Origin of the sequence: Rubrivirga aquatilis, assembly GCF_046845665.1 — a bacterium.
GTDB lineage: Bacteria > Bacteroidota > Rhodothermia > Rhodothermales > Rubricoccaceae > Rubrivirga.
The window spans coordinates 256664-271827 of the sequence record NZ_CP177355.1 but is presented as its reverse complement, the minus strand read 5'-3'; the positions used below and the strand labels follow the sequence as shown (position 1 = coordinate 271827).

14 protein-coding genes are annotated in these 15164 nt (G+C 70.9%); 6 read left to right on the top strand and 8 right to left on the bottom strand.

Going from position 1 to position 15164, the window contains the following annotated elements; all coding sequences use genetic code 11:
* Nucleotides 1–19 precede the first annotated feature (19 nt).
* Complete coding sequence (locus tag ACLII4_RS01150) at nucleotides 20–883, top strand: sigma-70 family RNA polymerase sigma factor (protein ID WP_412069052.1); 864 nt, start codon at nucleotides 20–22, stop codon at nucleotides 881–883.
* A 153-nt stretch (nucleotides 884–1036) separates the two neighbouring features.
* Here ACLII4_RS01150 and ACLII4_RS01145 read toward each other — a convergent pair whose 3' ends face one another.
* Nucleotides 1037–1363, bottom strand: a complete 327-nt coding sequence (locus ACLII4_RS01145; RefSeq protein WP_412069051.1) for a thioredoxin family protein — start codon at nucleotides 1361–1363, stop codon at nucleotides 1037–1039.
* A gap of 63 nt (nucleotides 1364–1426) precedes the next feature.
* Nucleotides 1427–1930: a hypothetical protein gene (locus ACLII4_RS01140; protein WP_412069050.1), complete on the bottom strand. Its 504-nt coding sequence runs from the start codon at nucleotides 1928–1930 to the stop codon at nucleotides 1427–1429.
* Nucleotides 1931–2149: 219 nt separating this feature from the next.
* Here ACLII4_RS01140 and ACLII4_RS01135 point away from each other — a divergent pair, with 219 nt between their 5' ends.
* Genes ACLII4_RS01135 through acs form a run of 4 tightly spaced genes read left to right on the top strand, consistent with a single transcriptional unit; the run spans nucleotide 2150 to nucleotide 6617 of the window.
* Entirely contained in the window at nucleotides 2150–2431 is a 282-nt protein-coding gene (locus tag ACLII4_RS01135; protein ID WP_412069049.1) for a DUF4212 domain-containing protein, read from the top strand.
* Nucleotides 2431–4134 carry a sodium:solute symporter family protein gene (locus ACLII4_RS01130; protein WP_412069048.1) on the top strand — a complete coding sequence of 568 codons (1704 nt, stop codon included), beginning with the start codon at nucleotides 2431–2433 and terminating at the stop codon, nucleotides 4132–4134. Before ACLII4_RS01135 ends, ACLII4_RS01130 begins: the two co-directional genes overlap by 1 nt.
* Nucleotides 4127–4633, top strand: a complete 507-nt coding sequence (locus tag ACLII4_RS01125) for a DinB family protein (RefSeq protein ID WP_412069047.1) — start codon at nucleotides 4127–4129, stop codon at nucleotides 4631–4633. The genes ACLII4_RS01130 and ACLII4_RS01125 overlap by 8 nt, the downstream gene beginning before the upstream one ends.
* A gap of 31 nt (nucleotides 4634–4664) precedes the next feature.
* Complete coding sequence (gene acs, locus ACLII4_RS01120; RefSeq protein ID WP_412069046.1) at nucleotides 4665–6617, top strand: acetate--CoA ligase; 1953 nt, start codon at nucleotides 4665–4667, stop codon at nucleotides 6615–6617.
* Nucleotides 6618–6677: 60 nt separating this feature from the next.
* Here the strand turns inward: acs and ACLII4_RS01115 are convergent, their stop codons facing one another.
* The 6 genes from ACLII4_RS01115 to ACLII4_RS01090 form a co-directional block, all read right to left on the bottom strand.
* Complete coding sequence (locus tag ACLII4_RS01115) at nucleotides 6678–8657, bottom strand: serine hydrolase (RefSeq protein WP_412069045.1); 1980 nt, start codon at nucleotides 8655–8657, stop codon at nucleotides 6678–6680.
* Nucleotides 8658–8772: 115 nt separating this feature from the next.
* Nucleotides 8773–10296, bottom strand: a complete 1524-nt coding sequence (locus ACLII4_RS01110) for a M56 family metallopeptidase (protein WP_412069044.1) — start codon at nucleotides 10294–10296, stop codon at nucleotides 8773–8775.
* Nucleotides 10296–10676: a BlaI/MecI/CopY family transcriptional regulator gene (locus tag ACLII4_RS01105; RefSeq protein WP_412069043.1), complete on the bottom strand. Its 381-nt coding sequence runs from the start codon at nucleotides 10674–10676 to the stop codon at nucleotides 10296–10298. The genes ACLII4_RS01110 and ACLII4_RS01105 overlap by 1 nt, the downstream gene beginning before the upstream one ends.
* A 363-nt stretch (nucleotides 10677–11039) precedes the next feature.
* The gene (locus ACLII4_RS01100) at nucleotides 11040–11417 is read right to left on the bottom strand and encodes a hypothetical protein (protein WP_412069042.1); all 378 of its coding nucleotides are present in this window, start codon (nucleotides 11415–11417) and stop codon (nucleotides 11040–11042) included.
* 146 nt (nucleotides 11418–11563) lie between these two features.
* The gene (rpoN, locus tag ACLII4_RS01095) at nucleotides 11564–13045 is read right to left on the bottom strand and encodes an RNA polymerase factor sigma-54 (RefSeq protein ID WP_412069041.1); all 1482 of its coding nucleotides are present in this window, start codon (nucleotides 13043–13045) and stop codon (nucleotides 11564–11566) included.
* Between the two features lie 43 nt (nucleotides 13046–13088).
* A complete protein-coding gene (locus ACLII4_RS01090; RefSeq protein ID WP_412069040.1) occupies nucleotides 13089–13733 on the bottom strand; it encodes a DUF3109 family protein in 645 nt (214 codons plus the stop codon).
* Nucleotides 13734–14491: 758 nt separating this feature from the next.
* Here ACLII4_RS01090 and ACLII4_RS01085 point away from each other — a divergent pair.
* Complete coding sequence (locus ACLII4_RS01085; protein ID WP_412069039.1) at nucleotides 14492–15058, top strand: ECF-type sigma factor; 567 nt, start codon at nucleotides 14492–14494, stop codon at nucleotides 15056–15058.
* Nucleotides 15059–15164: the final 106 nt, after the last annotated feature.

Genomic DNA, 15164 nt, shown 5'->3' with positions numbered 1-15164 from the left:
TCCTCCCACCAATCCATCCGTGTCCAACCTCCAGACCCTCGCCGAGCGCTACCACGCCGCGCCGACCCCGCTCAACCGCGAGGCCGCCGTGCTCGCTGGCGTCCCCCTCGTCCGCTCGATCGCGGGGAAGGTCCCCGTCCCGGACTCGCCGCTCGCCTGCCGCGAGGACCTCGAAGGTGCCGGTCTGGTCGCGCTCGTGGAGTCGCTCGACTCCTACGACCCCTCCGTCGGCGCCAAGTTCATGACGTACGCCTACCTCCGGGTGCGGGGCGCCATCGTGGACTACCTCCGCAAGCTCGACGTGCTCTCGCTCGACAAGCGCCGCCGGATGGCCGAGGCCGGGCGCGTCGCCGAGGCGCTCCGCCAGGAGCGCGGCGCCGAGCCGCCCGACCGCGACATCGCCGCCCGGATGGGGATCTCGGTCGCCGACTACGACCGCTTGCTCGTCGAGGCCCAGGCCCGCTTCGCGCTCTCCTTCGACGCGCCCGCCTACGACGACGGGGGCAGCCTTCACGACACCGTCGGCCACGCCGACGCCCGGTTCGACAGCGCCGACCACGACCACACGCTCGCGCTCGCCCGCTCCGTCATCGAGAACCTCCCGCAACGGACGCGCGCGATGGTGGCCATGTATTACGACGAGGGCCTCACGCTCCGGCAGATCGGGCAGGTGTTCGAGGTCAGCGAGGCCCGCGTCTCGCAGATCCTGGGCAAGACCATGCTGACCATCCGCGTCCAGCTCGAGCAGGAGCCCGCCCCGCCGTCGCCGTCGCCGACGCTGATCATCCGAGCCACTCCGCCGCCCGCCAGCGCCCCGTCGCCCGCTCGCGCCTCCTCGTCGCCCGTCGGTCGCCGATCCGTCGAGATCGGGCCGCTCGTCTAGAGCCGCCTCCGGATGCTTCGGGAAGGAGGGGGGCGTGGCAAGGGGAAAGAGGCGCCCTCCTGAGGGCCTCCTCGTGCCCCTTGCCACATCGCCCTTGTCGCAGCGACGCCCAGCACACCCTGTCAGGGGCGCGGGGCCTAGCGGAGCGCGGCGCTAGCCGGCCGCCGGGAGGTGGGCGTCGAGCCAGCGCCGAACCTGCGCCTCGGGCAGGGCGCCCGTGAACTCGCCCGCGACGGCCCCGTCGACGAACAGCTTCACGGCCGGAATCCCACGCACGCCGTAGGCCTGCGACAACTCGGGCTGGCCGTCGGAGTTGACCTTGACCAGCCGCCAGCGCCCGCCGGACTCGCGCGCCAGCTTCTCGATGGTGGGCCCGAGCGTGCGGCACGGCCCGCACCACGGGGCCCAGAAATCGACCACGACGGGCTTGTCGTGGCTCTTGTCGAGCACCTCGCGCTGGAAGAAGGGGGGGACGGCCATGGCAGGGGAGGGGAGAGGGCGGCCTACGCCGAGGCCCGCGGCTCCGATCCACCGGCCCGGTCGCTACTCGACTGCCACGCGGTTGCGCGTCACGAGCGAGGTCCGATCAAGCCCTCCGCACGCGACCGACTCGACATCGACGGCGATCTCGAAGGCAAACGTGCCCCCGTCGAGCTGCGCGGCGGTCGGGCTCCCGTCGGAGAAGCGGAGCGTGGTCAGCACTTCCACGATGAACCGCGTCGTAGGCACCTCTGGGCCCTGGGTGCCCGCCCATTCGTAGAGCACCTGCGGCGCGTCGCCCGACGGGGGCGTCCACGTCAGGGTGAACGCCCGCTCGACGGCGAGGGCGTGGTTCCCGCCCAGCCGCTCCCCGTTGTACAACGTGCTCAGGAAAAACCGCTCGCCCACCCGCAGGGTGTCGCCCTCGCCCGGACGGAACAGCTGCGGCGCTGGGGCGAACCCGCGGACCGGGAACGGGCAGCCGTCGGCCCGGTCGGTCTCGGAAGGGGCAGCGTCGCACGCGGCGAGGAGCAAGAGGGCCCCTGCACAGCGGAGGGGGATGGACACGGGTCGATTTGCGGGACGGATGCAAGCCTAGATCCTCCCCGCGCGCGGGGGCCGTGCAGATCGCCATACCCCTTCCGTCGCCGGCCTCCCCCGATCCGCCGCCGGTCCCGCCGGGGTCCATCGCGGGGAGCGCCCGTGGAGGCGCTCCATGCCGGGCAGGTGGCCCCGGGCACGGCGGGACGGACGGCGGTAGCATTTGACCCCCCACTCTTCTGCCTCATGACCCGCGAGCAGTACTGGCATGGCCAGGTCCGCCGGACCGCCGTCCTCCTGGCCATCTGGGCCGTCGTCGCGTTCGGGCTGTCCATCGGGCTGGCGCCCCTGCTCAACGAGGTCTCGCTGGGGGGCATCCCGCTCGGCTTCTGGATGGCGCAGCAGGGCTCGATCCTGGTGTTCGTCGCCCTCATCTGGGTCTTCGCCTGGACGTCCGACCGCGCCGACCGGGCGGCCGGGCTCGAGGAGGCGCCCGACGCGACCGCCCCCGCCCCGCCCGCGCACTGATGGACATCCAAGCCTGGACCTGGGTCACCGTCGGGGTGACCTTTGCCGCCTACCTGTGGATCGGCTACCGCAGCCGCGTCACCTCGACCGAGGGGTTCTACGTGGCCGGGCACGGCGTCCCCGCCATCGCGAATGGCGCCGCGACGGCGGCCGACTGGATGAGCGCGGCCTCGTTCATCTCGATGGCCGGGCTGATCTCGTTCCAGGGCTACGACGGGAGCGTCTACCTCATGGGCTGGACCGGCGGCTACGTGCTGCTGGCGCTCTTGCTGGCGCCATTCCTGCGCAAGTTCGGCCAGTACACCGTGCCCGACTTCGTCGCCGCCCGGTTCGACTCGAGGGCCGCCCGCGTGGTCGCCGCCGTCGCCGCCCTCTTCGTGTCGCTGACGTACGTGGCGGGGCAGATGGGCGGCGTCGGCGTGGCGTTCAGCCGGTTTCTGCAGGTCCCGTTCGAGGTCGGGGTGATGATCGGGATGGCGATCGTCGCCTTCTTTGCGGTGTTGGGCGGGATGAAGGGGATCACGTACACGCAGGTGGCCCAGTACTGCGTGCTGATCGTGGCCTACACGATCCCGGCCGTCGCCATCGCGATGCTCCTGTTCGGCAACCCGTTCCCCCAGGTCGCCATCGGCGACGCGCTCCCGATGCTGGACGCGCTCCAGCAGGACCTCGGCCTCGACCCGTACTCGAGCCCGTTCGTCAACAACGACATGCTGAACGTGGTCTGCATCACGCTCACGCTGATGGTCGGCACGGCCGGGCTGCCGCACGTGATCGTCCGGTTCTACACCGTCAAGTCGGTGCGCGACGCGCGGTGGTCGGCGTTCTGGGCGCTGCTGTTCATCTCGCTGCTCTACCTGACGGCGCCCGCCATCGCCATCTTCGCCAAGACGGCCATCCTGCAGCAGTACGTGGCGCTCGGCACCGATGGCTTCCTGGCGCAGGCCTGGGTCCAGAGCTGGGCCGCGACCGGGCTCATCGACACGGCCGCCATCGCCGCGAGCGCGGGCGACGCGACGGCCTTTTTGGACGCCATCAACCGCGACATCATCGTGCTGGCGACGCCCGAGATCGCCGGGCTCGGGCCGTTCATCGTCGCGCTCGTCGCCGCGGGCGGGCTGGCGGCGGCGCTCTCAACCGCCTCGGGCCTGCTGCTCGTCATTTCGTCGTCGCTGGCGCACGACATCTACGGCGAGATCATCAACCCCGGGGCCGACGACGCGCAGCGGCTGCGCATGGGGCGCTGGATGATCCTGGTGGCCGTGCTCGTCGCGGGCGTGTTGGGGATCTACCCGCTCGGATTCGTGGCCGAGGTGGTCGCCTTCGCGTTCGGGCTGGCCGCGGCGTCGTTTTTCCCGACCATCGTGCTGGGCATCTTCTGGAAGCGCGCCAACCGGCAGGGCGCCATCACCGGGATGGCGGCCGGGCTCGCGTTCACGTTCGTGATGATCGTGCTGATGCGGGCGCACGTGGTGGCGCCCGGCGTGTTCGGCGAGACGCCCATCTTGGAGACCTTCATGGGCATCAAGGCGCAGGGGATCGGCGTGGTCGGGATGCTGATCAACTTCGCGCTGACGGTCGGGGTGAGCCTGGCGACGCCGCCGCCGCCGCCGCATGTCCAGCGGCTGGTCGAGCAGATCCGGTCGCCGCGCCTGCTCTCCAGCGCGGAGATGGCGGGGCCGGACGAGGGGTCCCATGCCTGAGCGCGAGGCCTGGCTGAGCGGGCCGATCGACGGCGTCCCGGCGCTGCTGCAGCCCGTCGCCCATGCGCTCGTCCAGGCGCGCGCCGAGGTGACGGCGCTCGCCGCCGAACTCCCGCCGGACGCGCTGTGGGTCCGCCCCGGCGGCGCGGCGTCGGCGGGCTTCCACCTCGCGCACCTCGCGGGCGTCCTCGACCGGATGCTGACCTACGCGCGCGGCGAGCCGTTGACCGAGCGTCAATTGGCGGCGCTCGCGGCCGAGGGCGTCCCCGACCCGACCCTCACGCCCGACGTCCTCGCCGACGCCTTCGCAGCTGGCGTCGACGCCGCGCTCGCCCAGCTCCGCGCCACCGACCCGGCCACGCTCACCGACGCCCGGTCCGTCGGCCGCGCCCAGATTCCGCAGACGCACATCGGCCTGCTCGTCCACGCCGCCGAGCACACGACGCGCCACCTTGGCCAGCTGCTCGTCACCGTCCGCGTCGCCGCCGCACCGCGTTAGGTTTCTCCCCCCTCCGATCTCCCTCCCGACCGTGTCCGACCGCATCGCCCCCTCCGACGCCTTCCGCCAGCAGGCTCTCGTCCCGTCGCGCGACGCCTTCGACGCCCTCTACCAGCGCTCAGTCGACGACCCCGAGGGTTTCTGGCGCGAGCAGGCCGGGCGCATCGATTGGATGACGCCCTTCGAGACCGTCCGGGACGTGAGCTTCGGCCCCGGCGACGTGCACATCCGCTGGTTCGAAGACGGCACGCTCAACGCCTGCCACAACGCGCTCGACCGCCACGTGGCCGCCGGTCGGGGCGACAAGACGGCGCTCATCTTCGAGCCCGACGACCCGACCGACGACGCACGCAGCATCTCGTACGCCGACGCGCTCGCGGAGGTGGAGCGCGTCGCCAACGTCCTCCTGGCCCTCGGCGTCGAGCGCGGCGACCGCGTCACCATCTATCTCCCGATGATCCCCGAGGCCGCCTACGCCATGCTGGCGTGCGCGCGCATCGGGGCCATCTTCTCGGTGGTCTTCGCCGGCTTCAGCCCCGAGGCGCTCGCGGGCCGCCTGGTCGACGCCGCGAGCGACGTCGTCATCACGGCCGACGAGGGGCGGCGCGGCGGGAAGCGCGTCCCGCTGAAGGCGAACGTGGACGCGGCCGTCGAGCGGGCCGAGGCACAGGGCCAGCCCGTCCGTCACGTGCTCGTGGTCAAGAACACCGGCGCCGACGTGCCGGCCACCGACCGCGATACCTGGCTCCACGACGCCGCCGCGACCGTCGGCGCGAGGTGCCCGTGCGCCGAGATGGGCGCCGAGGACCCCCTCTTCATCCTGTACACCTCGGGCTCGACCGGGAAGCCGAAGGGCGTCGTCCACACGACGGGCGGCTACCTCGTCTACGCCAGCTACACCCACGAGCTCGTCTTCGACCTCCAGCCCGACGACGTCTTCTGGTGCACCGCGGACGTCGGCTGGATTACCGGCCACAGCTACATCGTGTTCGGGCCGATGGTCAACGGCGCCACGCAGGTCTTTTTCGAGGGCATCCCGACCTTCCCTGACGCCGGCCGGTTTTGGGACGTGGTCGACCGCCACGGCGTGACCCAGTTCTACACCGCCCCAACCGCGATCCGCGCGCTGATGGCCCGGGGCGACGACTTCGTGACCTCGCGCGACCGCTCCAGCTTGCGCCTGCTCGGGACCGTCGGCGAGCCCATCAACCCCGAGGCGTGGCGGTGGTATTCAGAGGTCGTCGGCGACGGCCGGTGCCCCGTCATCGACACGTGGTGGCAGACCGAGACCGGCGGCATCATGATCGTCGGCCTGCCCGGCGCGGTCGACCAGAAGCCGGGCGCCGCCGGGCTCCCGTTCCTGGGCGTCCAGCCCGCCGTCGTCGACGCCGATGGCCACACCTTGGAGGGCGAGGCCGAGGGGCTGCTGGTGCTCACGGACAGTTGGCCCGGCCAGGCGCGGACCGTCTACCGCGACCACGCCCGATTCGTCCAGACCTACTTCACCGCCTTCCCCGGCCGCTACTTCACCGGCGACGGCTGCCGCCGCGACGCCGACGGCACGTACTGGATCACGGGCAGGGTGGACGACGTGATCAACGTCTCCGGCCACCGCATGGGCACGGCCGAGGTCGAGAGCGCGCTCGTGCTGCACCCGGCGGTCGCCGAGGCCGCCGTCGTCGGCGTGCCGCACGCCATCAAGGGCCAGGGCATCTACGCCTACGTCACGCTCGGCGCCGACCATGCGCCGACGGAGGCCTTGCGCGCCGAGCTGGTGGCCCACGTCCGTGCCGTGATCTCGCCCATCGCCGCGCCCGAGGCCATCCAGTTCGCGCCCGCGCTCCCCAAGACGCGGTCCGGCAAGATCATGCGCCGCATCCTGCGCAAGATCGCCGAGGGCACGTCGGACACGCTCGGCGACACCTCCACGCTGGCAGACCCCGACGTCGTCGACCGGCTCGTGGAGGGCCGCCAGACCGACTGACCCCTCCCGCCTCGGGCCCGAGGCGGGAGGGGTCAGTCGGTCTGGCGTCGATGGGGGCGGTCAGTCCATCTTGTCGAAGCGCACGCCCCGCGTGCGACCGCTGCTGGCCGCGAAACCGGTCACCGCGCCGTCGGGCCCCCGGTCGAACGCGAGGCCTTGGATGGGATAGGTGCCCTTGAATCTCCCGTCCGCGCTGTGGAGGAGCGGGATGGGTGCGTCCATGCGGCGATGCGTGAGCACCAAGCCGTCGCCTTCGATCCGGACGGTGTAGACCGTCCCCAGTTCGTCGCTGTAGTAGCGGCCCACGTAGTCTGACAGCACGATGGGCTCTGGCTCGGTGGGAATACGGAAAGCCTCGAGGTCCCTTCCCTGGTGGAGCGTGAGGGTCTCGACCGAGCCGTCGGGTGAGGGGTGGAACGAAATCTCGAGCGACCCGCGCCGCGTCGAGAAGCGGGCCGGGCCAACGGGGACGATCTCGGTCTCCCGTTGCCCAATCACCTGCATGAGGTAGCGCTCGCCGTCTCGGCGGAAGCGGACGGTGTAGCCCGGCGGGCCGTCCAGTTCGTACCGGCCTGCGAAGGCGTCGAAGGTGGCCGGCTCAAACGCCACCGGCTCGACCTCCGCCGTGGGAGGCGTGGGCTCCGCCTCGGGGGTGTCCTCGGGCTCGAAGGCATCCGCAAAGAACACCTCGGCGACGGCCTGAGCCGAGGCGGGGACGGTCGGCGAGTTGGTGAGCACGATCACGCCCGACTCGATCTCGGGGTAGTAGACGAAGTCGGCGCGGTGGGCGGCGTCGGCTCCGCCGTGCTCGACCACCCGCAGTCCGCGGTGCTCGCCGAGGAATAGCCCGAGCCCGTAGCGGGTCGTGTCGCCGGTCGCAAGGACGGCCTTGGTGGTCATCTGGCGGAGCACGTCGGGGCCACCGAGCGAGGCGGTGCGGTAGGTGTCCATCCAGCGGAGCAGGTCGCCGGCCGTGGTGTAGATGAACCCGTCGCCCATCGCGCCGCCGAGGTCCGTGGCCTCCTTCCAGCCGCCGTCGTCGGCGGGGACATAGCCCATCGCGCGGCCGGGCACGACCTGGGCGGGGTCCGTCCGGACGACCGTGCGGTCCATGCCGAGCGGCTCGAACACCTCGGCCCGCATCCAGTCCTGAAACGGCACCCCCGCCACCCGCTCCACGACGAGGGCGAGCAGCCCGTAGCCGGTGTTGTTGTAGTTCCACTCGGCGCCCGGAGCGTTCTGGAGCGCAGGCTGGCGTACGACGACGCCCACGACATCGTCGCGGTCGATGTGGTCGTCCTCGACCGCGAGCCCGGCCATGGCCAGCGCGGTGAGGTACTCGCGGTAGCCGCTCGTGTGCGTGAGGAGGTGCCGGAGCGTGACAGTCTCGCCGAAGTCGGGCAGCTCGGGGATGTGCTGGCGCACGTCGTCGTCGAGCGAGAGCGCGCCCCGGTCTGCCAGGAGCGCGACCGCGAAGGCGGTGAACTGCTTCGAGGTGGACGCGATGTTGGACGGCGTCTCGACGGTGAACGGGGCGCCGTGCGTGAGGCTCGCCATGCCGTAGGATTTCTGGAACACGACCGCGCCGTGTGTCAAGACGCCTACGACGGCGCCCGGGGAGTCGTCGCGGTCGAGCGCGGCGAAGAACTGGTCGACGGTGCCCGCAGGCGTCGAGGCGACGGGTTCGGTGCGGTCGAGGCGCATGGTGTAGTGGCCCTCGTTGCCCCGGAAGGGCGTGACCGTCAGAGTGTAGGCGCCGGCCGTCTCGGTGATGAACTGGAAGGGCTCGGGACCCCGGGCGGGCTGGTCGAAGACCTGGAGCGTCTCGCCGTCGGGGCCTGTCAGCGTCACGACGACGTCGACGGTCAGCTGGTCGGCGGCGCCGAGGACGAACTGGCCGGCGGGGAGGTCGAGGGGGTAGGCGTGGGCGTCGCTCGCGGTGAGGGCGCGTTCGACCGGCTCGCCCAGCTGGAGGGCGGGCTGGGCGGAGGCGACCGAGGCCAGCGCGATGAGCGCGAGACCGAAGCGAACGAGGCGCATGGGGAGGGGTGGGAACGTCATGTGCATGTGTACCAACAGTTTGGAATGGACGTACGTCGGGGGCCCGACGCCGCCGGTGGGCTCGGGGGAAGAGGGCTAGGACCTGTCCTGGCTACTACGGGTGAGGCGCGGAGCTCTGCGGGGTCGCGGCGTCGGCGCCGACGGGCTGGGCGGCGACAGAGGCATCGAGGCGGGATGGGCTGGGAGTGCAGCAGCCTGGGGCCCCATCGGTGCGTTCCTGGATGGATGCGTTCCGAGCCTCGGTTTCAGCGTTTCGCATCTCCGTTCTAGCGTTGCGGGCGTCCGTTTGGACATTCTGCGTGTCCGTCGCGGCATTCCGTGCGTCGGTCTCGGCGTTCCGCATCTCCGTCGCAGCGTTTCGGGCCTTGGTCTCGGCATTCCGATCGACCACCAGCTCGTACCGCTGGACGGCGTGGTCCAGCGGTGACGCGCTCCTCTCGTGGGACGGAGCACTCCGCTCGGGCCGCTGGAGGGTCTCCGCTGCAGGCTGTGGGTCTCGTGCGACGGGTGGTACGTCGAGCGTGTCGACGGACCCGAGACGGGCGGTCCGCCTGACGGCGTCGCCCTCCTCCAGGTGGACGGTCGCTGCGGGGACGGGCTGGAAGGCCGCGAGCGGTCCGCCGACGAGCACCGCCAGCGCGAGCGTCGCGGCCATCGTCCAGCGGCTGACCTGTCCGCGACGGCGGCGGCCGTCGAGGATCGAGCGGACGCGCGTTTCGAGCTGGTCCGGTCCGATCATCGGAAGCACCGAGGCGAGTGGCCGGCGCGCGCCGAGGAGCTCCCTGGCGACGGCCACCAGGTGAGCGGCATACGCCGTCGGTGGGGCACCGATCTGGAGCACCGCGTCGTCACACGCCTGCTCGCGAGCGTGCAGGAATCGGCGGTAGGCGATCCACGCGAGCGGGTTTGGCCAGTGGAGCGCCAGCGCCGCCTGCGCGAGCGCTTGCGTCCAGGCGTCACGGCGGCGCAGATGCGCGATCTCATGGAGCAAGACGGCCGTCGCCAGCTCCGCGTCCCAGGTGGCGGACTGAGGCGGCAGCACGACCGTCGGACGACCCCAGCCCCAGGCCACCGGCACGCTGAGACACTCGGAGCGACGCAGCCAGACCGGTGTTCTTAGACCGCTCGCCTGCGCTGCGGCGCGGAGCCGAGTCGACCAGACCTCGTCGGTGAGGACCTGGGACGTGCGGACGAGGCGGCGTCCGAGCATGAATCCCCGGAGCCACCCAACGCCCACCCCGATCACGCCCAGTGACCAGAGCCACCCGAGCCATAGGGCGATGCTCGCGGGGCTCGGCGCGATGCCTAGCTCGCGGCGAGCGGGACCGGGGGACGGGGAGGACGCCGTCGGGTGGCCGATGGACGACTCGCGTGGACGCTCCGAGGGAGAGGTGAGGGGAGCCGGCGAGTGCGTCGAGACTGCGTCTGGAAGGATGGCGACGCGCCACGACGGCCCGAGCGCACCGAGAACGGGCACCGCGAGCAGAGCGCCGAACGTCGCCACCCAGACCCAGTGGAGGAGCGCGGCCGACGAGCGACGCAGCAGGGCCGCAGCCAACGCGCCGAGAGCGAGCACGACGGTGCCCTTGACGGCGAGCGGCAGGAGGAGCGGCACCATCACTCTGCCGACCGGCGCGCGTCCTGAATCATCGCGTCGAGCCGGTCCAGCTTTTCCGTTGTGAGGTCGGACGCCGTTTCGCTGAGGAGCGTGGCAAAGGCGTTCTCCGGCGCGTCCGCGAAAAAGGTCTGGACGAGGTGACGGAGCGCGTGCCGTCCCGCGGCCTCCGGCTCGACCGTGGGCACGTACAGAAACTTGCGGCCCTCCTTTTCGTGGCGAAGGTGCCCTTTGTCCTCCAATGTTCGGAGGTGCGCGCGAACGGCCGAGTTCGTCGGCGGGTCGGGCATCGTGGCGCGGACGTCTTCGGCCGAGGCACGGCCCAGGCGACGGACGACATCGAGGACCTCGCGCTCGCGGAGGTTGAGACGGGGGAGAGGCATGGCGAACTGTTGCTGTACCTGCAGATGATACAGGCGGTGGCGAGGCGGGTCAAGAACAAAATGTCGGTAGACCAACATTTGAGTGCCGGTCTCCCAGTGGGCTGGCCTGGCGACGTGGACCGACATGGTTGTCGAAGCGCTGGGGCCGGAGGCGTCGGGGCCGGTACTGCATCGACGACGCTGAAGAAGCCCGGGCTCGACGACCGGCCTCGGCTCCCACGGCGTCGCGGGCCGTTGCTGCGAACAAGCCCGAAGGGCAGGCAGGGACCGCGCGTGCTGGCGCCGCCCACCCGTCGACCGACTCGCCTCGGCCAGTCCGAGTCGCCGGCCCCCGGTCGCATCCGGCGACCCCAGAACTCAAGCTCAGGCCGCCCGCTTCCCCGTCGGCACGCGGTCCACGCGCTGGTCGGGCGCCAGCCAGCGGCCGTCGCCACCGTGCACCGGGTACGCATTCGGTGCGCCCGGCACCAGTCGGCGCGAGGCTCGCGCGGGCACCTTGCGGTAGCGGACGCCATTCCACCAGAAGAGCGCGCCCGGCGGCAGCAGCACGAACGCGACCGGCGACGGCGACGCGGGCGGCACGGTCACCCCGCACCGCGCCAGCGCCTCCTCGGCCGAGATCCCCTCCGCCAGCGCCAGCGCGACCGCCAGCGCGCGCGGCCCCTCCGCCGCGTCCGGCCCCAGGCGGGCCAGCGCTCGGTCCACCGCGATGCGGACGTCGTCGGGGGTGGGGGACGGCATGGTGGGGCGAACGCCTATTCCCACGCGTGGGCTCCGGCGGGAGGAGAAGAAGAGCAGAGGAGGGGAGGAGAAGAGGACGGGTGGACGCGCCGACGCTGCTGGCGACCGCCCTCCTCTTCTCTTCTGTCCCTCTGCTCGTCTGCTCCTCAGCTGAGAACGATCTGCCGCCGTAGCCGCGCGACGGGGATGTTCAGCTGCTCACGGTACTTCGTGACGGTCCGCCGCGCGATCGGGTAGCCCTTCTCTGCCAGCAGGTCGGCCAGCTTCTGGTCGCTCCACGGCTTCGTCTTGTCCTCCGCCTCCACGATCTGCTCCAGCAGCGCCTTGACCTCCTTGTTGGAGACCTCCTCGCCGTCGTCGCCCATGATGCCCTCGGAGAAGAAGTGCTTGAGCTCGTAGACGCCGTACTCGGTCTGGACGTACTTCCCGTTGACCACGCGCGACACCGTCGAGATGTCCATCTTGATGATCTCGGCGATGTCCTTCAAGATCATCGGCTTGAGGTGTCCCTCGCCGTGCTCAAAAAAGTCGCGCTGGATCTGGACGATGGCCTCCATCACCTTGAGCAAGGTGTTGCGGCGCTGCTGGATCGACGAGATGAACCACCGGGCGCTCTCGAGCCGCGTCTTGAGAAAGTCCTTGGTCTCCTTCGCGCCCGTGTCGCCCTTGGTGTCCGAGGTCGAGAGCTGGTTCCACATGTCCCGGTAGTGCCGGTTGACGCGGAGCTCGGGCGCGTTGCGGCCGTTGAGCAGGATCCGGAAGTCCTCGTCGTCGCGCTCGACGGTAAAGTCGGGCGTGATGTAGTTGGTCTGGACGGCGAAGTCGCCCTCGCCAGGCTTGGGGTCGAGGCTGCGGACCAAGTCGTAGGCCTCCTTGAGGTCGTAGTCGTCGAAGCCGAGCTTGCGCTTGATGGCGTCGAAGTGCTTCATCGTGAACGGCTTGTAGCAGTCCCGGAGCATGTCGATCGCGTTCTCGCGGCCGTCGACCTCGTCGCCCATCATGTCGAGCTGGACGAGCAGGCACTCGCGCAGGTCGCGCGCGGCGATCCCGACGGGGTCGAGCCGCTGGATCCGCGACAACACCTTTTCTACGTCGTCCTCGGTCAGCACGACGCCGTAGTTGAACATCACGTCGTCGAGGATCGACTCGATCGGGCGGCGCAGGTAGCCGTCCTCGTCGATGGACCCGATGATCTGGTCGGCCACCAACTCCGAGGTCTCGTCGAGGTCGAGCAGCCCGACCTGGTCGCTCAGCGACTCGGCCAGCGACGACATGGCGGGCATGGGCGCCTCGCGGTCGTCCTCTTCGGCCGAGTGGTCCACCTGGGCCTTGTAGCCGTACAAGTCGTCGGGTGCGTTCAAGAACTCGTCCCAGTCGAACTCGTCGTCCGAGGTGTCGGCCTTGTCGGCTTTGTCAGGGTCCTCGTTCGTGGTCTCCGAGCGGTCGTCGGTCGCGTCCACCTGGAGCTCGTCTTCCTCCTCGCCCTCTTCGAGCAGCGGGTTCTGCTCCATCTCGGCCTTGATCCGCTGCTCCAGCGCCAGCGTGGGCAGCTGCAGCAGTTTGATGTACTGGATCTGCTGCGGCGAGAGCTTCTGCTGGAGGGACTGCTTTTGTTGGAGGTTGAGCATGGGACCGGGGGACCGACGGGGTATCGGAGGGGCTGCGCGTCGATTAAAGAGACGCGTCGGGAGTGGGCAGGTCGGTCTGGGGGCCGATGCCCACGTCGCGGCGGCGCTGGCTCAGCGTCTCGCGGAACTGAACGAACCAGTCGGCGCCGTACTTGCGGGTGAGCGGCCGTTCGAGGAAGTCGGCCACCTGGACGCCGGTGCGCTTCCCGTGTGGGATGGCGGGCGCGCACAAGTCGATCCGCTCGTAGTTGAGCACGTCCACCTGGTCCTCGCCGACGCCGTACGTCTCGGCTCGGATGGGGTAGAGGTGGCACGAGACGGGCTTCTCCCAGCCCGTCTTGCCCTCCCAGTAGGCCTGCTGGATGGCGCACTTGGCGACGGCCGGCCCGGCCCCGCCGCCGTCGTAGACCACGAAGACGCACTCGCGCCCCCGGACCGTCGTCGTGTGGTAGCCTCGGCGCTCGTCGCCGACCCAGGCGCCTTGCTTGGCGATCTCGGCCTTGGCTTCAGGGCGCAAGCGGTCGCGGACGATCGCGAGCGCGTCGTCGACGGCGTCGCGCTCGTCGGCGTCGAGCGGGGCGCCCTGGTCGCCGTGGACGCAGCACGCGCCGAAGCACGAGCCGAGGTGACACGCGAAGGGCGCGTCCAGGACGGCGTCGGAGACGAGAACGTGGTCGACTGCAAACATGGCGCCAACGTAGGGTCTGGCACGGGCGGCGGTCAACGGAAAACGCCGCGCTCGCGCCGATCTCCGGGAGCCCCCGCTCCGCGCAGCGGGGTGGAGGCGGGGGAGGGCTGGCGCCTGTCCGCGATGGGACGTCCCGTCCTGTTGTTTTGCGAGGTGCTGGGCTGAAACGCCAGCGTGTCATCCTGAGCGTCCGCGGAGGATCCCGACGCCGCTACATCCGGCCCTCGAATCCTGCTCTGTTGGGCGTCAATCCCCATGCTGAGATCCTTCGCTCCGCTCAGGATGACAGGTCCGGAGGATTCCGGGCAAGGCTTAGGAGCGTTCGAGGAAGCCGAGTCGCTCGCGGAGCTGGGGGTGGCTGGCCAGTGCGTAGGCGGCGTCGAGGCCGTGAGGGCGGCGTGCTGGCGGAGCGCCTCGACGGCCGCCTTGCGGATGTCGCCGTCCTCCCGGGTCTGTGTCGTCCCCGCCCCACACACGACGCGGCCAGCCCCCGGAGGAGCCGGCCGCGTTGGAAACCAGACGACGTGCCGTCCAGGGGTTGAGCCCGGTTACCAACAGGTGTGAGCCCGCACCGGCCTTGGGCGCCGTGCCACAGAGGCGGGCTGTCGAGCCGAGAGGCGGATCACGTCCCGGCCGTCACTCTAGTCGCGCAGGACCTGCGCGCAACCGGTCACGGCTCGCGGAGAAAAATGGCCGGCGCTTCGGGAGGCCGTGGTCGTTCCGGGGCATCGGTAGCTTGCGCGGAGCGTCCCCCCTCCATGCCTTCGACCGCCGACATCACCCGTCTGCTTAACCGCGTCGACCTCGGCGACCGGGACGTGGTCGACCAGCTCGTGGAGGTGGTCTACCCGGACCTCGAGGCGATTGCGCACCGGCACCTCCTGGGCGAGCGCGCCGACCACACGCTCGACACGAACGCGCTCGTCCACGAGGCCTACCTCCGCCTCGCCCGCCAGGAGGGCACGCCGTGGGAGAACCGCGCCCACTTTTTCGGGGTCGCCGCGGTCACCATGCGCCACATCCTGATCAGCTACGCCCGGGCGCGGTCGGCTGACAAGCGCGGCGGCGGCGCCGACGCGGTCACCCTGATCGACGACGGTGTGGCTCGGGAGACGCGGCCCGACGAACTCCTCGCCCTCGACGAGGCGCTCGACCGGCTCGCGGCGACGGCCGAGCGGCCCGCGCGCGTCGTCGAGATGTGGTTTTTCGGGGGCCTCACCCAGCCCGAGATCGCCGAGGCCCTCGGCGTCTCCGAGGCCACGGTCCGCCGCGACTGGCGGATGGCGCGGGCGTGGCTGACCGTCGCCCTCGGCGAGGACATCTGACCGGGGCCCGGCGCGCGGGCTCAAGCGCTCGGGCGGGGGCGACGGGTCGAGACCCGCACGACGAGCCCACGCGCCGAGCGCCTTTCCCACCACACCCCTCGACCCC

What these genes read in the sequence shown, in the direction of transcription:
- ACLII4_RS01145 (WP_412069051.1), bottom strand. Translation starts at nt 1,363, where the DNA reads ATGGCCGTCCCCCCCTTCTTCCAGCGCGAGGTGCTCGACAAGAGCCAC.
- ACLII4_RS01135 (WP_412069049.1), top strand. Translation starts at nt 2,150, where the DNA reads ATGACCCGCGAGCAGTACTGGCATGGCCAGGTCCGCCGGACCGCCGTC.
- ACLII4_RS01130 (WP_412069048.1), top strand. Translation starts at nt 2,431, where the DNA reads ATGGACATCCAAGCCTGGACCTGGGTCACCGTCGGGGTGACCTTTGCC.
- ACLII4_RS01125 (WP_412069047.1), top strand. Translation starts at nt 4,127, where the DNA reads ATGCCTGAGCGCGAGGCCTGGCTGAGCGGGCCGATCGACGGCGTCCCG.
- ACLII4_RS01115 (WP_412069045.1), bottom strand. Translation starts at nt 8,657, where the DNA reads ATGCGCCTCGTTCGCTTCGGTCTCGCGCTCATCGCGCTGGCCTCGGTC.
- ACLII4_RS01110 (WP_412069044.1), bottom strand. Translation starts at nt 10,296, where the DNA reads ATGGTGCCGCTCCTCCTGCCGCTCGCCGTCAAGGGCACCGTCGTGCTC.
- ACLII4_RS01105 (WP_412069043.1), bottom strand. Translation starts at nt 10,676, where the DNA reads ATGCCTCTCCCCCGTCTCAACCTCCGCGAGCGCGAGGTCCTCGATGTC.
- ACLII4_RS01100 (WP_412069042.1), bottom strand. Translation starts at nt 11,417, where the DNA reads ATGCCGTCCCCCACCCCCGACGACGTCCGCATCGCGGTGGACCGAGCG.
- rpoN (WP_412069041.1), bottom strand. Translation starts at nt 13,045, where the DNA reads ATGCTCAACCTCCAACAAAAGCAGTCCCTCCAGCAGAAGCTCTCGCCG.
- ACLII4_RS01090 (WP_412069040.1), bottom strand. Translation starts at nt 13,733, where the DNA reads ATGTTTGCAGTCGACCACGTTCTCGTCTCCGACGCCGTCCTGGACGCG.
- ACLII4_RS01085 (WP_412069039.1), top strand. Translation starts at nt 14,492, where the DNA reads ATGCCTTCGACCGCCGACATCACCCGTCTGCTTAACCGCGTCGACCTC.